The sequence below is a fragment of the Salmonella sp. SAL00672 genome (assembly GCF_046552175.1).
GTDB lineage: Bacteria > Pseudomonadota > Gammaproteobacteria > Enterobacterales > Enterobacteriaceae > Salmonella > Salmonella enterica.
In genome coordinates this window covers 150078-167761 of record NZ_JBGDUQ010000004.1, presented here as the reverse complement: position 1 = coordinate 167761, position 17684 = coordinate 150078, and the positions used below count along the sequence as shown (strand labels likewise).

At 52.1% G+C, this 17684-nt stretch carries 16 protein-coding genes; 10 read left to right on the top strand and 6 right to left on the bottom strand.

From position 1 onward, the window contains the following. Positions 1–89: 89 nt before the first annotated feature. Positions 90–1085, top strand: coding sequence for an acyltransferase (locus tag ACLJTG_RS13355; protein ID WP_021000894.1), 996 nt, complete (start codon positions 90–92; stop codon positions 1083–1085). 22 nt (positions 1086–1107) lie between these two features. Here the strand turns inward: ACLJTG_RS13355 and ACLJTG_RS13350 are convergent, their stop codons facing one another. From ACLJTG_RS13350 to xylA, 3 genes are all read right to left on the bottom strand, one after another. Beyond that, the gene (locus ACLJTG_RS13350; RefSeq protein WP_000340935.1) at positions 1108–1461 is read right to left on the bottom strand and encodes a YiaA/YiaB family protein; all 354 of its coding nucleotides are present in this window, start codon (positions 1459–1461) and stop codon (positions 1108–1110) included. Positions 1462–1635: 174 nt separating this feature from the next. Continuing rightward, positions 1636–3090, bottom strand: a complete 1455-nt coding sequence (gene xylB, locus ACLJTG_RS13345; protein ID WP_000275328.1) for a xylulokinase — start codon at positions 3088–3090, stop codon at positions 1636–1638. A gap of 99 nt (positions 3091–3189) precedes the next feature. After that, positions 3190–4512, bottom strand: a complete 1323-nt coding sequence (gene xylA / locus ACLJTG_RS13340) for a xylose isomerase (protein ID WP_001149561.1) — start codon at positions 4510–4512, stop codon at positions 3190–3192. Between the two features lie 362 nt (positions 4513–4874). Between xylA and xylR the strand changes: the two genes are divergently transcribed. Next, on the top strand, positions 4875–6053 hold the full coding sequence (xylR, locus tag ACLJTG_RS13335) for a D-xylose utilization transcriptional activator XylR (protein WP_000459824.1): 1179 nt from the start codon (positions 4875–4877) through the stop codon (positions 6051–6053). A gap of 60 nt (positions 6054–6113) precedes the next feature. Here the strand turns inward: xylR and ACLJTG_RS13330 are convergent, their stop codons facing one another. After that, positions 6114–6938 (bottom strand): protein bax, encoded by an 825-nt coding sequence (locus ACLJTG_RS13330; RefSeq protein WP_001575119.1) that lies wholly within the window; start codon positions 6936–6938, stop codon positions 6114–6116. Positions 6939–7253: 315 nt separating this feature from the next. On the opposite strand from ACLJTG_RS13330, the gene ACLJTG_RS13325 reads away from it, so the two are divergent. Continuing rightward, entirely contained in the window at positions 7254–9281 is a 2028-nt protein-coding gene (locus ACLJTG_RS13325) for an alpha-amylase (protein WP_000761310.1), read from the top strand. A gap of 173 nt (positions 9282–9454) precedes the next feature. Continuing rightward, positions 9455–10705, top strand: a complete 1251-nt coding sequence (avtA, locus tag ACLJTG_RS13320) for a valine--pyruvate transaminase (protein WP_000144381.1) — start codon at positions 9455–9457, stop codon at positions 10703–10705. Between the two features lie 36 nt (positions 10706–10741). Here the strand turns inward: avtA and ACLJTG_RS13315 are convergent, their stop codons facing one another. Continuing rightward, the gene (locus ACLJTG_RS13315; protein WP_001078820.1) at positions 10742–11215 is read right to left on the bottom strand and encodes a 4Fe-4S dicluster domain-containing protein; all 474 of its coding nucleotides are present in this window, start codon (positions 11213–11215) and stop codon (positions 10742–10744) included. A gap of 116 nt (positions 11216–11331) precedes the next feature. Then, a complete protein-coding gene (gene yiaJ, locus ACLJTG_RS13310; RefSeq protein WP_000081338.1) occupies positions 11332–12132 on the bottom strand; it encodes an IclR family transcriptional regulator YiaJ in 801 nt (266 codons plus the stop codon). A 229-nt stretch (positions 12133–12361) separates the two neighbouring features. Between yiaJ and yiaK the strand changes: the two genes are divergently transcribed. From yiaK to yiaO, 6 genes are all read left to right on the top strand, one after another. After that, positions 12362–13360 (top strand): 3-dehydro-L-gulonate 2-dehydrogenase, encoded by a 999-nt coding sequence (gene yiaK / locus ACLJTG_RS13305; protein WP_000869012.1) that lies wholly within the window; start codon positions 12362–12364, stop codon positions 13358–13360. Between the two features lie 11 nt (positions 13361–13371). Further along, the gene (locus ACLJTG_RS13300; protein ID WP_000576057.1) at positions 13372–13836 is read left to right on the top strand and encodes a YhcH/YjgK/YiaL family protein; all 465 of its coding nucleotides are present in this window, start codon (positions 13372–13374) and stop codon (positions 13834–13836) included. A 23-nt stretch (positions 13837–13859) separates the two neighbouring features. Then, positions 13860–14801: a DUF4862 family protein gene (locus ACLJTG_RS13295; RefSeq protein ID WP_079951223.1), complete on the top strand. Its 942-nt coding sequence runs from the start codon at positions 13860–13862 to the stop codon at positions 14799–14801. A gap of 128 nt (positions 14802–14929) precedes the next feature. Further along, positions 14930–15403, top strand: a complete 474-nt coding sequence (yiaM, locus tag ACLJTG_RS13290) for a 2,3-diketo-L-gulonate TRAP transporter small permease YiaM (RefSeq protein ID WP_000832316.1) — start codon at positions 14930–14932, stop codon at positions 15401–15403. Positions 15404–15405: 2 nt separating this feature from the next. Beyond that, positions 15406–16683, top strand: coding sequence for a 2,3-diketo-L-gulonate TRAP transporter large permease YiaN (gene yiaN / locus ACLJTG_RS13285; RefSeq protein ID WP_000301822.1), 1278 nt, complete (start codon positions 15406–15408; stop codon positions 16681–16683). Between the two features lie 11 nt (positions 16684–16694). Beyond that, positions 16695–17681, top strand: coding sequence for a 2,3-diketo-L-gulonate TRAP transporter substrate-binding protein YiaO (yiaO, locus tag ACLJTG_RS13280; protein ID WP_000766341.1), 987 nt, complete (start codon positions 16695–16697; stop codon positions 17679–17681). Positions 17682–17684: the final 3 nt, after the last annotated feature.

Genomic DNA, 17684 nt, shown 5'->3' with positions numbered 1-17684 from the left:
TACGCCATCACAAGATGTAGCGTAGAAAGTCGGATTTTTCCAGTGAGCCACCGCGCTGGAACTCTATTGAAACGGAAGCTGAGGAACTGATGCAGCCTAAAATTAACTGGATTGATAACCTGCGAGGGATCGCCTGTTTAATGGTAGTGATGATCCATACTACAACGTGGTACATCACCAACGCCCACAGCGTCAGCCCGCTAAACTGGGATATTGCGAATGTCCTGAATTCGGCTTCGCGCGTTAGCGTTCCCCTGTTTTTTATGATTTCAGGCTATCTTTTTTTTGGCGAGCGCTGCGCGCAACCGCGGCATTTTTTACGTATCGCCCTGTGCCTTATCTTTTACAGCGTTGTCGCCCTGGCTTACATTTCACTTTTTACTTCGATCAACGTCGAGCTTTCGCTAAAAAATGTGCTGCAAAAACCCGTGTTTTACCACCTGTGGTTTTTCTTTGCGATTGCGGTGATCTACCTGGTATCGCCATTAATCCAGGTAAAAAACGTGAGCGGCAAAATGCTCCTGATGCTGATGGTGATCATTGGTATTATTGCTAACCCAAATACTGTGCCGCAAAAAATTGGCGGCGTTGAATGGTTGCCCATCAATCTGTATATCAACGGCGACACGTTCTACTACATTCTCTACGGTATCCTGGGCCGCGCCATTGGAATGATGGAGACGCAAAAGTCATCGCTGACGCTTATCTGCACTGCCCTGTTCATCATCGCGGTATTTGTTATTTCTCGCGGCACATTGCATGAATTACGCTGGCGCGGAAATTTTGCCGATACCTGGTATCTGTATTGCGGTCCCATGGTGTTTATTTGCGCCGTCTCACTGTTCACGGTAGTTAAAAATAAGCTGAATGCGCGGACGTTACCTGGACTGGGGCTTATCTCCCGCCACTCGCTGGGTATTTATGGTTTCCACGCGCTGATTATCCATGCGCTACGTACTAATGGTCTGGAGTTAAAACGTTGGCCGCCGTTAGACATCGTGTGGGTTTTTGCCGCGACGGTGACAGGAAGCCTGCTACTTTCCATGCTGTTACAGCGTATTGATAAACGGAAATGGGTTAGCTAAACGACAATGATGGCTCCGGCCATCATTCATCATCACTGTAGGAAGCGTAAAGATCGGTTCCATATATACTGACCCCCAGCGCCACCAGACACAGTATTTTCAGCGCGCCCGCCAGCGCCAGGTTAAATACGCCGACCGCGACCATGCCGATGCCAAGCAACAGCAAAGATTTGCAACGAGAAAGCAAGCGGCCATTTCCCGTGTGTTCCTGGCGAATTAAGACTGGAAAACCACACATGACGATTGCCGCAAAAAAATATCCCTTTTCGCTTAATGTATGACAGCCTGGCCACAGTCCCACCAGGTATACCACTGCACCGACAACTAACATTCCCAGGCCGAATATCCGTTTCCTGCGTGCAACGTGATCGTCCATCTCACTCTCCTTGTGGTTGTGTGAGACACATTAAGCGAAGAAATAGCGATGAAAAAGGCGCCTGCTCAGCAATAATATAAAAATCAGAAAACACACATACTTACTTCGATATAATTCAATAGAATTAATATTTACGGGAAATGCCTTTCAGCCAAAACCGAAAGGCATTCTGACTTATGACATCAACGGCAACAGCTGCTGATAGAGTCGACGGAAGGTTTCACGACGTTGTTGATAAACCGCATGACGCTGCGCATCAGGATAATGCGCCTGCTCCAGCGGCAACTGCGGCAATACATCGGCGAGCGGAGTCTGTTTATTCACCGCAATTTGCGCCAGACGCGCCGCGCCCAGCGCTGGCCCTACATCGCCGCCAGTACGATAATCAAGCTGTAGCCCGCTAATATCAGATAGCATCTGACGCCAGTATTCGCTGCGCGCCCCGCCGCCGATAAGCGTCACGCTGGCGGGTTTGACGCCGCAGGCGTGAACCACATCCATACCGTCCGCCAGAGCATATCCCACGCCCTCCAGTACCGCCCGCGCCAGTTCCGCCGGGCCATGCTGATGGGTTAAACCAAAGAAAACGCCTTTTGCCTGCGGATTATTGTGCGGCGTGCGCTCGCCGGACAGGTACGGCAAAAACCAGATCGAATCGGCATGCTCATCCGCCTGCTGTGCGGCGGCAATCAGCGCCGGGACGTTCTCCTGCCCGGTGAGTTTAGCCGCCCAGTCCAGACAAGAGGCGGCGCTCAACATCACAGACATTAAATGCCAGCGCTCCGGCAGCGCATGGCAAAAACTGTGTACTGCGCTCTCCGGTTTACTCAGAAAGCCGTCGCTGACGGCAAAATAGACGCCCGATGTTCCGAGTGAGAGCATCGCCTGTCCGGCATCGATCATTCCTACGCCGACCGCGCCTGCCGCATTGTCGCCGCCGCCCGCCACCACGGGTACTGTTGGCATTCCCCATGCGCTGGCTACCTCCGGCAGCAACGTTCCGGTAATGTCACTACCTTCAAATAACGCTGGCATCTGTTGTCGGGTTAAATGACAGGCGTTGAGCATAACGTCGCTCCAGTCGCGCTTTTTCACGTCCAGCCACATCGTTCCCGCCGCATCCGACATATCGCTGGCAAAGACGCCTGTCATTCGCAGCCGCAGAAAATCTTTCGGCAGCAGAACCTTGTCTATCTGGTAGAAAATATCCGGTTCGTGGCGCTGCACCCAAACTAATTTGGGCGCGGTAAAACCGGGCATCATCAGATTACCGGTTATTGCTCGCGACTGCGGCACCTGTTTTTCCAGCCAGGCGCACTCTTCGCTACAGCGTCCGTCATTCCATAAAATCGCTGGTCGCAGAACCTGCTGACGGCTATCAAGTAATGTCGCGCCATGCATTTGTCCGGCGATGCCCAACGCCCGGACGCCACTTAACGACTGTTGCCGACCTAAACCTTTAACCGCACGATCCGTCGCCTGCCACCACTGCTCTGGTTCCTGTTCCGACCATAAGGGATGCGGACGCGATACGGTCAGTTTTTCAGTATGCGTAGCCAGCACATCGCCCTGCTCATTCAACAGGATAGCTTTTACACCCGATGTACCAAGATCGATCCCGATATACATAGTGTGGGTTCCTTTACTGAAAGCGCCCGGCAGCGCTACGCTTACCGGGCTAATCACGACTACAGGCCGGGCTAACGCGGAGTCGCCCGGTAGATAGGGTTATTTATCAAACAGATAACGGTTAACCAGATTTTCTAACAGCTCCTGATGACCGCTTTGATGTACTGGCGCCAGATTATGCTGCTCCGCATACTGCGCCAGTTCGCCTAAGGAGAGTTGTCCTTTCAGAATCTGCTGCCCCAGCTCGCCATTCCAGCCGGCATAGCGCTTCGCCACGCGTTTATCCAGCTCGCCGTCTTCAACCATACGCGCGGCAATTTTCAGCGACAACGCCATCGTATCCATCGCGCCGATATGACCGTAGAACAGATCGTATTTATCGGTGCTCTGGCGACGAACTTTGGCGTCGAAGTTGAGACCGCCCGTCGTGAATCCGCCCGCTTTCAGGATTTCGTACATCACCAACGCGTTCTCTTCAACGCTAATCGGGAACTGATCGGTATCCCAGCCCAGTTGCGCATCGCCGCGGTTGGCGTCAACGGAGCCAAAAATACCCAGCGCGATAGCGGTCGCGATTTCATGGTGGAACGAATGGCCCGCCAGCGTCGCGTGGTTCGCCTCAATGTTCACTTTGATCTCTTTTTCCAGGCCGAACTGTTTGAGGAAGCCATAGACCGTTGCAACGTCATAATCATACTGATGTTTTGTCGGTTCCTGCGGTTTCGGTTCAATCAGCAGCGTGCCCTGGAAGCCCATTTTATGTTTGTGCTCGACCACCATTTGCATAAAGCGGCCAATCTGTTCGCGTTCCTGACGCAGATCGGTATTCAGCAACGTTTCATAACCTTCGCGCCCGCCCCACAGGACGTAATTTTCGCCGCCCAGTTTATGCGTGGCGTTCATTGCCGTAACCACTTGCGTCGCTGCCCAGCTAAAGACTTCCGGGTCCGGGTTAGTGGCGGCGCCTGCGCCATAGCGCGGGTTGGTAAAGCAGTTCGCCGTTCCCCACAGCAGTTTTACGCCGCTCTGCTCCTGTTTCGCCGCCAGCACATCCACCATCTGCGCGAAGTTGTTTTTATATTCTTTCAACGACGCGCCTTCCGGCGACACATCCACGTCATGGAAGCAATAAAAAGGCACATTCAGTTTGTGGAAAAATTCAAACGCCACGTCCGCTTTGCGTTTCGCCAGCTCCAGCGCTTCGCCCGGTTGCTGCCACGGACGATTAAACGCGCCTACACCAAACATATCCGCGCCGTTCCAGCAGAAGGTATGCCAGTAACAGGCCGCGAAACGCAGGTGATCTTCCATACGTTTACCTAAAACCAGCTCGTCGGGATTGTAATGACGAAATGCCAGCGGGTTAGTCGATTGAGGGCCTTCATAGCGAACACGATCGAGTTGGTCAAAATAAGCCTGCATAGTGAGCTCCATAATCAGATAAGACGGCAAGTAAACGACATAACGTCATACTGGAATTTCCTGATTTATTGCTCAATTACGTTATTTCACACCGCTATTAAGAGAATCCCCAAATGTGCTCTGGCTCTCAAAAAAACGCTGAAAACCACAGAAGAAAAAAGCGATCGCGATCGAATCCTGGCAAATAAACAAAAAACCGTAATATATAGATAAGAAATGACAATTGTCATCCGCCGTTTGCTGTGATGAATTTCGCATAACGTTTCAGGCGCAAAATAATTTGTCATCATTCGCCAGACCGTTATGTCAGCCGTTTTGATAGTATCCATGAGTCCAGGTTCACTTTTGCAGGATATATCCTCATGTTTGATAAACGTCACCGCATCACTCTGTTATTTAACGCGAATAAAGCCTATGACCGTCAGGTAGTGGAGGGGGTGGGTGAATATTTACAAGCCTCGCAATCCGAATGGGATATATTTATTGAGGAAGATTTCCGTGCCCGTATCGATAACATTAAAGAGTGGTTAGGCGACGGCGTTATTGCCGATTACGATGATGACGATATCGCGCAATTATTAGCCGATGTCGACGTACCCATTGTCGGGGTCGGCGGTTCTTACCATCTTGCTGAAAATTATCCCGCCGTTCATTACATCGCCACCGATAATCATGCGCTCGTTGAAAGCGCTTTCCTGCATTTAAAAGAAAAAGGCGTCAACCGCTTCGCGTTTTACGGTTTGCCCGACTCCAGCCGTAAACATTGGGCGGCGGAACGGGAATACGCCTTTCGCCAGCTGGTCGCCGAGGAAAAATACCGCGGCGTAGTCTATCAGGGGCTGGAAACCGCGCCGGAAAACTGGCAGCACGCGCAAAATCGCCTCGCCGACTGGCTTCAGACGCTGCCGCCGCAAACCGGCATCATTGCCGTAACGGATGCCCGCGCCCGTCACGTATTGCAGGCCTGTGAACACCTGCATATTCCGGTGCCGGAAAAACTTTGCGTTATCGGTATTGATAACGAAGAGTTAACCCGTTATCTGTCGCGCGTCGCGCTTTCCTCCGTCGCGCAGGGGGCGCGGCAAATGGGCTATCAGGCGGCGAAGCTGCTGCACCGTTTGCTGGCGCGCGAAGAGATGCCGTTACAGCGCATTCTGGTGCCGCCGGTGCGCGTCATTGCGCGCCGCTCGACAGACTATCGCTCCCTGACCGATCCGGCGGTTATCCAGGCGATGCACTTTATTCGTAACCATGCCTGTAAGGGCATTAAAGTCGAGCAGGTGCTGGACGCGGTTGGGATTTCACGTTCAAACCTGGAAAAACGTTTTAAGGAAGAAGTTGGCGAGACGATACATGCGCTGATCCACGCCGAAAAGCTGGAAAAAGCGCGTAGTTTGTTGATTTCTACCACGTTGGCGATAAACGAAATTTCGCAAATGTGCGGCTACCCGTCGCTGCAATATTTCTATTCGGTGTTTAAAAAGGAGTACGTCACTACGCCGAAGGAGTATCGCGACCAGCATAGTGAAGCGTTGTTGTAGTTTATCCAGCCTACAGATGCCTTGTAAGCCGGATAGCGTAGCGCCATCCGGCACACAGAATTACATATGCGCGGCGATCAGACGCTGGTTGTCCTGGTACATCGCGAACAAGTAGTTGTTATAGCGCGACCCCTGGGTAGAGTAACCCTTCAGCTTATGAATCATCGCCGTGGCGGTGACTTCCTGATCCGCCTTACGCAGTTGGGCGCGCGACTTGCGGAAAGAAGAATAAGCCGGATGCGTGTTCAGGTTGGCGACATACGCGCTCACCGACTCCTCAACCGACGCGAATTGCGAGTAACCTTTCACCTTACCCGGCGTATTGGTACAACGCCCTTTCGTGCACTTCATGCCGAACAGGTTATTGTTGCTACGCGCCAGTTTAGAGGTTCCCCAGCCGCTTTCCGCCGCCGCCATCGTCGCCACCATGCTGGTTGGGATAATGTCGACGCGCTCCAGCAACGTATTCCACGGAATACGACGCGTGTTGCCGGACCAGCTCACTTTATAGCGCTTCGCGATATCTTTCATACGCGCGCGTTCAGACGGCGACCAGCGGTTCTGGTACTGTTTTGAGATCAGCCAATTACGGTCCGCGGTAATCGCGGCATTTTGGCTGGTGATGTAAGGCATAACGGTCCGGAGAAACGCTTTTTTTCTGGGGGTTCCGGAAGGGTATTTTCGCAAATCAGGAAGTGAACTGCTCTTTGCACTATTGCGAGAATACTCTTGTTTACTGCTAACCTGTTTATAACTTGTCTCAGTTATGTGGGACTTTTGACTCGTTTGTGTTGCGTGCGTCTTTGCCAGCACCTCACCCGAAAATGCGATGGTGAGTAACATAAGAATCATTGCCCCATATCGTCGCATGGGAGTCAATATCATTAGGTCTCCTGGTCGGATTGATACATTCCAACACCTTTTATTTTTCACGAAGTTGAGGTTTGAACCCCAAATTCTAGCAAAAATAGGCTTAAAAAGCACCTCAGGGAATAGTCTTAATCCGAAACTATGTCAAGTATTAACGATAACAGGCAGCAATAATGCCAATAAAATGTGGTGCTTATCGCAAATAGAGGCGTTTTTTTGCGCCTCGTCGCTCACCCTCGCGTCTCCTCCTGCGCGACTCTCTGCTGAGGAGGAGTTCATTCGCCTAAAAACCAGGCAAGCTGATGAATATTGCCCACAAAGGATAGCGTGATGAAACTTGCCGCCTTCGCTCTGACGCTGATACCCGGTATCGCGATCGCCTCATCATGGACCTCACCCGGTTTTCCGACGTTCTCAACGCAGGAAACCGGGCGCTTTACCAGCCATGCTGCATTAACAAAAGGTACACGCGCGTTAACGCTCCATATTGACCAGCAGTGCTGGCAGCCCTCCGGCGCCATAAAACTCAACCAGATGTTGTCGTTAAAACCCTGCGAAGGCGCGCCGCCGCAATGGCGTTTGTTTAAAGATGGCGACTATACGATAACGGTAGATACCCGCTCCGGTACGCCGACCCTGTTGTTATCGATAAAAACTGAACCTGAACGCACCGCGCAGCTCGCCTACCAGTGTCCCGTCTGGGATGGTTCGCCGCTCACGCTGGATGTTCGCCAGACCTTTCCGGAAGGGACGGTAGTGCGCGATTATTACAGTGGTCAAACCGATACCGTCCAAAACGGGCAAATCACGCTGCAACCTGCCGACAGCCACGGGCTTTTATTGCTGGAACGCGCGGAAACCCATGCGTCGGCGCCTTTTAACTGGCGCAACGCCACCGTTTATTTTGTGCTTACGGATCGCTTTCGCAATGGCGATCCAACCAATGACCACAGCTATGGTCGCCATAAGGATGGTATGCAAGAGATTGGCACTTTCCACGGCGGCGATTTACGCGGGTTGACGAGTCAACTGGACTATCTACAGCAATTAGGCGTGAACGCCTTGTGGATAAGCTCGCCGTTTGAACAGATCCACGGCTGGGTCGGCGGCGGAACAAAAGGCGATTTTCCTCATTACGCCTATCACGGCTATTACACTCAGGACTGGACGACGCTGGATGCCAATATGGGCAGCGAAGCCGATCTCCGCGCGCTGGTCGACGGCGCGCACCAGCGCGGCATCCGTATTTTATTTGACGTAGTAATGAATCATGCCGGTTACGCCACGCTGGCGGATATGCAGGAGTATCAGTTCGGCGCGCTCTATTTATCCGGCGCGGAACGGCAAAAAATTCTCGGCGATCGCTGGACAAACTGGCGACCGGCCACCGGACAAAGCTGGCACAGCTTTAACGACTACATCAACTTCAGCGACAGCGCCGCCTGGGAAAAATGGTGGGGGAAAAAGTGGATTCGTACCGATATTGGCGACTACGACAGTCCGGGATTTGACGATTTAACCCTGTCGCTGGCCTTCCTGCCGGATATAAAAACGGAATCTACCACGCCTTCCGGTCTACCCGCGTTCTATGCCAACAAACCCGATACTAAAGCAAAGTTCATTGAAGGCTATACGCCACGGGATTATCTGACTCACTGGTTAAGCCAGTGGGTGCATGATTACGGCATTGACGGGTTCCGGGTCGATACTGCCAAAAACGTTGAGCTTCCTGCCTGGCAACAGCTAAAAACCCAGGCCAGCGCGGCGTTACGTGAATGGAAGCAGACCAATCCGGACAAAGCGCTGGATAATAGCCCGTTCTGGATGACTGGCGAAGCGTGGGGCCACGGCGTCATGAAAAGTGATTATTATCGCTATGGTTTCGACGCGATGATCAATTTTGATTATCAGGAGCAGGCGGCGAAAGCGGTCGATTGCCTGGCGGAAATGGGGCCAGTCTGGCAGCAGATGGCGGATAAAATGCAGGATTTCAACGTATTAAGTTACCTCTCCTCGCATGATACGCGCCTTTTCCGTGAGGGCGGTGATAAGGCGGCGGAACTGCTGCTGCTTTCGCCGGGCGCGGTGCAGATCTTTTACGGCGATGAATCCGCTCGTCCCTTCGGCCCCACCGGCTCCGACCCGCTGCAAGGCACCCGTTCAGATATGAACTGGCAGGACGTGAGCGGAAAGTCAGCCGCAGCCGTCGCGCACTGGCAGCGTATTAGCCAGTTCCGCGCCAGACATCCCGCCATCGGCGCAGGCCAACAAACCACGCTGACGCTAAAACACGGGTACGGTTTTGTACGCCAGTACGGCGACGATACGGTGATGGTCGTCTGGGCGGGCCGCCGCTAATCGTGGCGCTACCGGTCTCCTCGCGTACCGGTAGCCCCTTCAAAATAAAAAACTAACCTGATAAAAATTTGTAGCATAAAACATCAATACCACCGCCTGACCCCCATTTGCGCCCCGCCATTTGTAGCGTTATGGTTATCCACTTTGACAGACAGTTCGATAGATCACCCGTTATGACATTTTCACTTTTCGGCGATAAATTTACCCGCCATTCAGGCATTACCCGCCTGATGGAGGATCTCAACGACGGCTTACGCACGCCAGGCGCCATCATGCTTGGCGGCGGTAACCCGGCACACATCCCTGCAATGCAGGATTATTTCCAGACGCTACTGACAGATATGGTAGAAAGCGGCAAAGCCGCTGATGCGCTTTGTAATTATGACGGTCCCCAGGGAAAAACGGCGCTACTGAATGCACTGGCCGTACTGCTACGTGAAACGCTGGGATGGGATATCGAACCACAGAATATTGCGCTAACAAATGGCAGTCAGAGCGCGTTTTTCTACTTATTTAATCTCTTCGCCGGACGTCGCGCCGACGGCAGTACGAAAAAGGTACTATTCCCGCTTGCGCCGGAATACATCGGCTATGCGGATTCCGGTCTGGAAGACGACCTCTTCGTTTCGGCGCGCCCGAATATTGAGCTGCTGCCGGAAGGCCAGTTTAAGTATCACGTCGATTTTGAGCATCTGCACATCGGCGAAGAAACGGGGATGATTTGCGTCTCGCGCCCGACCAACCCAACCGGTAACGTTATCACCGACGAAGAGCTGATGAAGCTGGACAGACTGGCGAATCAGCACAACATCCCACTGGTGATTGATAACGCTTACGGTGTACCGTTTCCGGGCATTATCTTTAGCGAGGCGCGCCCGCTGTGGAACCCCAATATTATCCTATGCATGAGCCTCTCGAAGCTGGGGCTGCCCGGTTCCCGCTGCGGGATTATCATCGCCAATGATAAGACGATTACCGCCATTGCCAACATGAACGGCATCATCAGCCTTGCGCCCGGGGGCATGGGCCCGGCGATGATGTGCGAAATGATTAAGCGTAACGATCTGCTGCGGCTGTCGGAAACGGTTATCAAACCTTTCTACTATCAGCGCGTTCAACAGACGATCGCGATCATTCGTCGCTATTTATCCGAAGAACGCTGCCTGATTCATAAACCAGAAGGCGCAATATTTTTGTGGCTGTGGTTTAAAGATCTGCCGATTACCACCGAGCTACTCTATCAACGCTTGAAAGCGCGCGGCGTGCTGATGGTGCCAGGCCACTATTTCTTTCCCGGACTGGATAAACCCTGGCCGCACACACACCAGTGTATGCGGATGAACTACGTGCCTGAACCGGATAAAATCGAGGCGGGCGTAAAAATTCTGGCAGAAGAGATAGAACGCGCCTGGCGTGAAGGCTGACGGCTATTCCGGCCATCATGCAGGCCGGAACGACATTCAGAAAGGTTGAGAATAGAGGCGCTGGCGCTGCACGTGTGCTGCGTCAACGCACTGTAACGCACTGGTCGGGCAGGCTTCCACGCACGCCGGCCCCGCTTCACGATGCCAGCAAAGATCGCATTTAATCGCCTGCGCGCCTGACGCGGACGCCACCACGGTCATCGCACCAAACGGGCAAGCCAGCATACAGCTTTTACAACCAATGCAGCGCGATGACGTCACGAAGATATGCCCCCGATCACGGCGAATCGCCTGTACCGGGCAGACATTCGCGCACGGCGCGTCCTCACACTGATGGCAGACCGTGGCCGTGGTGAAGCTATCCTCTTTTATCACCCGGATACGCGGCACAAAGTCCGCCGTCGTCACCGCCGCGCTATTCTGCTGTTCCTGGTGCGACACCACGCAGGCGACCTCGCAGGTACGACACCCGATACACGCCGACGCATCCGCCATAATAAACCGGTTCATTGTTCTCCCCCTGCGTTAAAACGCCAGAATGCCAGAGAGCCATTCCCCGCCGCTTTGATCCCACTACGCAAACGGACAAATTTTGTCAGATGCCTGATAAAACCTGGCGAGCTGTCTTATTCGCGAACGGTAAATCCCAGCTCATTAGAGATAGCCTGTGCGGTTTCACGCAACGGTTTGAGCAGATTTTTCTCGCCGATCTGTTTTAGCCGTGACGTCGACAGTGAAATAGAAATGGCGTAAGGCACTCGATGGTGAATATCAAACACAGGCACAGCAATACAGGAAACGCCCAGTTCATTTTCTTCGCGGTCCATTGCCATGCTGGTTTCACGAATTTGCGCCAGCTCATCGTACATTGCTGGTAAATCGGTAATGGTATTACGAGTCAGCGGCTGGATCTGATCTTTATGGCTTTCCCAGTAAGACGCCACATAATCCGGCTGACCAAACGCCATATAAATTTTCCCCATCGCCGAGCAGTACAGCGGCATATGCTGGCCAATGTAGGCACGCGTGCGCAGCATACCGGTGGTCGGTTCCAGCTTATAAATCAGGATAGCGTGGTCATCTTCACGGCTGGAAAAATTCACCGTCTCGCCGGTGGCCAGGTTGAGCGCCTCAAGGTGCGGTGCCGCAACGTGGATGATATTCAGCGATGACAGGGCTTTTTGGCCGACGGCAATAAACTTTGTCGTCAGACGGTAGCTCCCGGCCGCCGGCGCTGGCGTCACATATCCGCAGGATTGAAGCCCCTGCAACAAACGATGGACGGTACTCTTGTTCAGCCCCGCCAGCTCCGACAGGTGCGCCAGCGGGCAACCGTTCGGGTAGTTACTCAAAATTTCTATCAACATCAGGCCACGAAACAGGCTCTGACTCCCCGCAGGCTTCTCTTTATCGTTGTTCTGGCTCATCAGAAAACTCTCTCCTTTCTTGGGCGATCAGATGGTAGCTCAAAGTGTGTTGCAGTTCACGATATCAGCATAAAAAACATAACCCGATGATTTTAATCGTTTTTAAAAACCTTCTCTGGCGTTGCCATGTCAATTTTTGATCTATATATTTGGAACTACATTTCGCATTATGAAATTTATCGACAAAAAAACATACTAGAATTTCTAACAATCGACCAGGAGAACAGGGATGAAAGTAACTTTCGAAGAGTTAAAAGGGGCCTTCTACCGCGTCTTGCGGTCGCGGAATATTGCGGAAGATACCGCCGACGAGTGCGCGGAAATGTTCGCTCGCACCACCGAGTCCGGTGTCTATTCCCACGGCGTGAACCGTTTTCCCCGCTTCATCCAGCAACTGGATAACGGCGACATTATTCCTGATGCTAAACCGCAGCGGGTTACCAGCCTCGGCGCCATCGAACAGTGGGATGCTCAGCGCGCTATCGGCAACCTGACGGCGAAAAAGATGATGGACCGGGCCATCGAGCTGGCTTCCGATCATGGTATTGGCCTGGTGGCGTTACGTAATGCTAACCACTGGATGCGCGGCGGCAGCTACGGCTGGCAGGCGGCGGAAAAAGGCTATATCGGCATTTGCTGGACCAACTCCATCGCCGTCATGCCGCCGTGGGGGGCGAAAGAGTGCCGTATCGGTACCAATCCGCTGATCGTCGCCATCCCGTCTACGCCGATCACGATGGTGGATATGTCGATGTCGATGTTCTCCTACGGAATGTTAGAAGTTAACCGTCTGGCGGGCCGCGAACTGCCGGTGGATGGCGGTTTCGACGATAACGGTCAGTTGACCAAAGAACCGGGCGTTATCGAGAAAAATCGCCGCATTTTACCAATGGGTTACTGGAAAGGATCTGGTCTGTCGATTGTGCTGGACATGATTGCCACCCTGCTTTCTAACGGTTCTTCCGTTGCCGAAGTGACCCAGGAAAACAGCGATGAGTATGGCGTCTCACAGATTTTCATCGCCATAGAAGTGGATAAGCTGATCGATGGCGCAACCCGCGATGCCAAACTGCAGCGGATTATGGATTTCATCACCACCGCTGAACGCGCCGACGACAACGTCGCGATTCGGCTGCCTGGCCACGAATTTACCAAACTGCTGGATGACAACCGCCGTCACGGTATCACCATTGACGACAGCGTCTGGGCCAAAATTCAGGCGCTGTAAGGAGCCACATCATGATTTTTGGACATATCGCGCAGCCTGATCCGTGCCGGTTACCGTCGGCCATAGAGCAGGCGCTCGATTTCCTGCGTACTACGGACTTTCGCACACTGGAACCCGGCGTAGTGGAAATCGACGGCAAAAATATCTTCGCGCAGATTATCGATATGACCACCCGCGATGCTGCTGAAAATCGTCCGGAAGTCCATCGCCGCTATCTGGATATTCAGTTTCTGGCATGGGGCGAAGAGACAATTGGGGTTGCCATTGATACCGGTAATAATCAAATCAGCGAGTCATTATTAGAACAGCGCGATATTATTTTTTATCACGACAGTGAACATGAATCATTCATTGAAATGATACCGGGAAGTTATGCCCTGTTTTTCCCGCAGGATGTTCATCGTCCCGGTTGTAATAAAAGCATTGCTACGCCGATACGGAAAATAGTCGTAAAAGTCGCCATAGACGTTTTATAAAATAGAGTTTACTGGAGCACAAAATGAAAAATAATACCGGTTATATTATCGGTGCGTACCCTTGTGCACCCTCATTTCACCAGAAGAGTGAAGAGGAAGAGACGGAATTCTGGCGGCAACTCTCTGATACTCCGGATATCCGGGGGCTGGAGCAGCCTTGTCTTGAACATCTTCACCCGCTCGGCGACGAGTGGTTATTGCGCCATACACCAGGGAACTGGCAAATCGTGGTCACCGCGATAATGGAAACCATGCGCCGCCGTAGCGAAAACGGCGGTTTTGGATTAGCGTCCAGTGACGAGGAACAGCGTAAAGCCTGCGTGGAGTACTATCGTCATCTGCATCAGAAGATCAATAAAATCAATGGGAACAATACCGGCAAAGTCATAGCCCTTGAGCTTCATGCCGCCCCGCTGGGGGGCAATCCGAACGTGGCGCAGGCAACCGACGCCTTTGCGCGCTCATTAAAAGAGATTGCCAACTGGGACTGGTCCTGCGAGCTGGTGCTTGAACACTGCGACGCGATGACCGGCCCCGCACCGCGCAAAGGATTCTTACCGTTAGTAAACGTACTGGAAACTATTGCCGACTATGACATAAGCGTCTGCATTAACTGGGCGCGCTCGGCTATTGAAGGGCGGGATACCTCTCTACCGCTGATCCATACGCAGCAGGCCAAACAGGCTGGAAAACTCGGGGCGCTGATGTTCTCCGGTACAACGCTGGATGGAGAATACGGCGAATGGCAGGACCTCCATGCTCCGTTTGCACCTTTCTGTCCACAAAGCCTGATGACGGAGAAACATGTTAAAGAACTCATTACCGCCGCCGCTCCCGATCTGTTGCAGTTTACCGGTATTAAATTGTTGGAAATCAATGCCAGCGCCGATATTAATCACCGCATCAATATATTACGCGATGGTATTAACATGATGAAAAGGCCACACGCCGCTAACCTGAATTAAACATCATCACCTTAATTCTCGGCCTGCAACTCAACGTTGCGCCGACCTAATATAAACCAAACATAAGAAATTAAGTTCCACTATTCAGCATCGAAAGAAATAAGTTTCTATAACCTGATGGAGTCGTTATGAAGCGGGTACTTGAGGGCATACTTGCGGTATTAATTGCCGTACTTTCCTGCATTGTATTTATTAACGTTATTTTACGTTACGGTTTTGAGAGCAGTATTTTGTCGGTAGATGAACTATCACGTTATCTATTTGTATGGCTGACGTTTATTGGCGCCATTGTTGCATTTATGGATAACGCTCACGTTCAGGTCACTTTTGTGGTGGAAAAACTTTCGCCAGCGAATCAGCGTCGACTCTCGCTGCTGACACATTCGCTGATTTTATTGTTATGCCTCGCATTAGGCTGGGGCAGCCTGCAAAAAGCGTTGCAGGACTGGAGCGATCATTCGCCAATCCTCGGTTTACCGATCGGCCTGATGTATATCGCCTGTCTGCCCACAAGCGTTGCCATCGCGTTAATCGAGCTGCGTCGGCTTTATCACTTAATAACGCGTAACGATTCCTTTCAACAACCACAGCAAGGAGCCTAATCATGGCCGTGGTGATATTTCTCTGCTGCCTGCTCGGCGGGATCGCGATAGGTTTACCCATCGCCTGGTCGCTGCTGCTTTGCGGCGCTGCTCTGATGGCATACCTGGATATGTTTGACGTGCAGATTATGGCGCAAACCCTGGTTAACGGCGCGGACAGTTTCTCCCTGCTGGCTATTCCCTTTTTTGTTTTGGCCGGTGAAATCATGAACGCGGGCGGCCTGTCAAAGCGAATTGTCGACCTGCCGATGAAGCTGGTCGGCCATAAACCCGGCGGCCTGGGCTACGTGGGCGTTATTGCGGCAATGATTATGGCCAGCCTTTCCGGCTCTGCGGTAGCAGATACCGCTGCGGTCGCCGCGCTGCTGGTGCCGATGATGCGCTCCGCAAACTACCCGATCAACCGCTCCGTTGGGTTAATCGCTTCCGGCGGGATCATTGCGCCAATTATTCCACCCTCGATTCCTTTTATTATCTTCGGCGTTTCCAGCGGCTTGTCGATCAGCAAGCTGTTTATGGCCGGGATCGCACCGGGCATCATGATGGGCGCGGCGCTTATGCTCACCTGGTGGTGGCAGGCCGGGCGATTAAATCTCCCTTCTCAGCCTAAAGCAACACCGCGTGAAATCTGGCAATCATTGGTTTCAGGTATCTGGGCGCTGTTTTTACCGGTGATTATTATCGGCGGCTTCCGTTCCGGACTTTTCACGCCAACGGAGGCAGGGGCGGTTGCCGCCTTTTACGCCCTCTTTGTCGCCGTGGTTATCTATCGGGAATTAACGTTTTCCAGTCTCTACCACGTGCTGGTCAATGCCGCCAAAACGACGTCAGTCGTCATGTTTCTGGTGGCCGCGGCTCAGGTATCCGCCTGGCTGATTACGATCGCGGAATTACCCATGATGGTGTCAGATTTGCTGCAGCCGCTGGTCGACTCTCCGCGACTCTTATTTATCGTCATTATGATCTCAATTATGGTCGTCGGTATGGTGATGGATTTAACGCCAACGGTGTTAATTCTTACCCCTGTATTATTGCCATTAGTTAAAGAAGCCAATATTGACCCAATTTATTTCGGCGTCATGTTCATTATTAACTGCTCCATTGGATTAATCACACCGCCCGTTGGCAACGTCCTCAACGTTATTTCCGGGGTAGCAAAATTGAAATTTGATGACGCGGTAAGAGGCGTATTCCCTTACGTTGTCGTACTGATGTCGCTGCTGGTTTTATTTATTTTTATTCCCGAGCTAATTATCACACCGCTTAAATGGATTAATTAAAGGATAATATTATGAAATTACACGTTATTGCTCGTTCATTATTGATAGCTGGTCTGACGGTTTTCAGCGTGTCGTCTCTGGCGGCGCAATCTTTACGTTTTGGTTATGAAACACCGCAAACTGACTCCCAACATATTGCCGCGAAAAAATTTAACGAATTATTAAAAGAAAAAACTAACGGCGAATTAACGCTAAAACTCTTTCCTGACAGCACATTAGGTAACGCCCAGGCAATGATCAGCGGGGTGCGCGGCGGAACTATTGATATGGAAATGTCCGGTTCGAACAATTTCACCGGCCTGGCCCCTGTATTCAACTTACTTGATGTCCCCTTCCTGTTTCGCGATACCGCGCATGCGCATAAAACGCTCGACGGCAAAGTCGGCGATGAACTGAAAAAATCACTCGATTCAAAAGGGTTAAAAGTCCTCGCCTACTGGGAAAACGGCTGGCGCGACGTCACCAACTCCCGCGCGCCGGTAAAAACGCCGGGCGATTTGAAAGGCTTAAAAATCCGCACTAACAACAGCCCAATGAATATCGCGGCCTTTAAAATCTTCGGCGCGAACCCTATTCCGATGCCGTTCTCCGAAGTCTATACCGGCCTCGAAACCCGTACGATTGATGCCCAGGAACACCCTATCAACGTCGTGTGGTCAGCGAAATTCTATGAGGTACAGAAATACCTCTCCCTCACTCATCACGCCTATTCGCCTCTGCTGCTGGTGATCAATAAAGCCAAATTCGACGCTTTAAGCCCGCAGCTCCAGGAGGCACTGCTGAGTTCCGCCAAAGAAGCGGGTGACTATCAGCGCAAACTGGTCGCCGAAGATCAGCAAAAAATTATCGATGGCATGAAAGAAGCCGGAGTTGAAGTCCTGACCGATATCGACCGTAAAGCCTTCAGCGATGCGCTGGGCAGCCAGGTGCGCGATATGTTCCTGAAAGACAACCCGCAGGGCGCCGATCTCCTGAAAGCCGTGGACGAGGTGCAATAAGTC

Excerpts from the sequence above, each read along its gene's own strand:
- ACLJTG_RS13355 (WP_021000894.1), top strand. The coding sequence starts at position 90 with ATGCAGCCTAAAATTAACTGGATTGATAACCTGCGAGGGATCGCCTGT.
- ACLJTG_RS13350 (WP_000340935.1), bottom strand. The coding sequence starts at position 1,461 with ATGGACGATCACGTTGCACGCAGGAAACGGATATTCGGCCTGGGAATG.
- xylB (WP_000275328.1), bottom strand. The coding sequence starts at position 3,090 with ATGTATATCGGGATCGATCTTGGTACATCGGGTGTAAAAGCTATCCTG.
- xylA (WP_001149561.1), bottom strand. The coding sequence starts at position 4,512 with ATGCAGGCTTATTTTGACCAACTCGATCGTGTTCGCTATGAAGGCCCT.
- xylR (WP_000459824.1), top strand. The coding sequence starts at position 4,875 with ATGTTTGATAAACGTCACCGCATCACTCTGTTATTTAACGCGAATAAA.
- ACLJTG_RS13330 (WP_001575119.1), bottom strand. The coding sequence starts at position 6,938 with ATGATATTGACTCCCATGCGACGATATGGGGCAATGATTCTTATGTTA.
- ACLJTG_RS13325 (WP_000761310.1), top strand. The coding sequence starts at position 7,254 with ATGAAACTTGCCGCCTTCGCTCTGACGCTGATACCCGGTATCGCGATC.
- avtA (WP_000144381.1), top strand. The coding sequence starts at position 9,455 with ATGACATTTTCACTTTTCGGCGATAAATTTACCCGCCATTCAGGCATT.
- ACLJTG_RS13315 (WP_001078820.1), bottom strand. The coding sequence starts at position 11,215 with ATGAACCGGTTTATTATGGCGGATGCGTCGGCGTGTATCGGGTGTCGT.
- yiaJ (WP_000081338.1), bottom strand. The coding sequence starts at position 12,132 with ATGAGCCAGAACAACGATAAAGAGAAGCCTGCGGGGAGTCAGAGCCTG.
- yiaK (WP_000869012.1), top strand. The coding sequence starts at position 12,362 with ATGAAAGTAACTTTCGAAGAGTTAAAAGGGGCCTTCTACCGCGTCTTG.
- ACLJTG_RS13300 (WP_000576057.1), top strand. The coding sequence starts at position 13,372 with ATGATTTTTGGACATATCGCGCAGCCTGATCCGTGCCGGTTACCGTCG.
- ACLJTG_RS13295 (WP_079951223.1), top strand. The coding sequence starts at position 13,860 with ATGAAAAATAATACCGGTTATATTATCGGTGCGTACCCTTGTGCACCC.
- yiaM (WP_000832316.1), top strand. The coding sequence starts at position 14,930 with ATGAAGCGGGTACTTGAGGGCATACTTGCGGTATTAATTGCCGTACTT.
- yiaN (WP_000301822.1), top strand. The coding sequence starts at position 15,406 with ATGGCCGTGGTGATATTTCTCTGCTGCCTGCTCGGCGGGATCGCGATA.
- yiaO (WP_000766341.1), top strand. The coding sequence starts at position 16,695 with ATGAAATTACACGTTATTGCTCGTTCATTATTGATAGCTGGTCTGACG.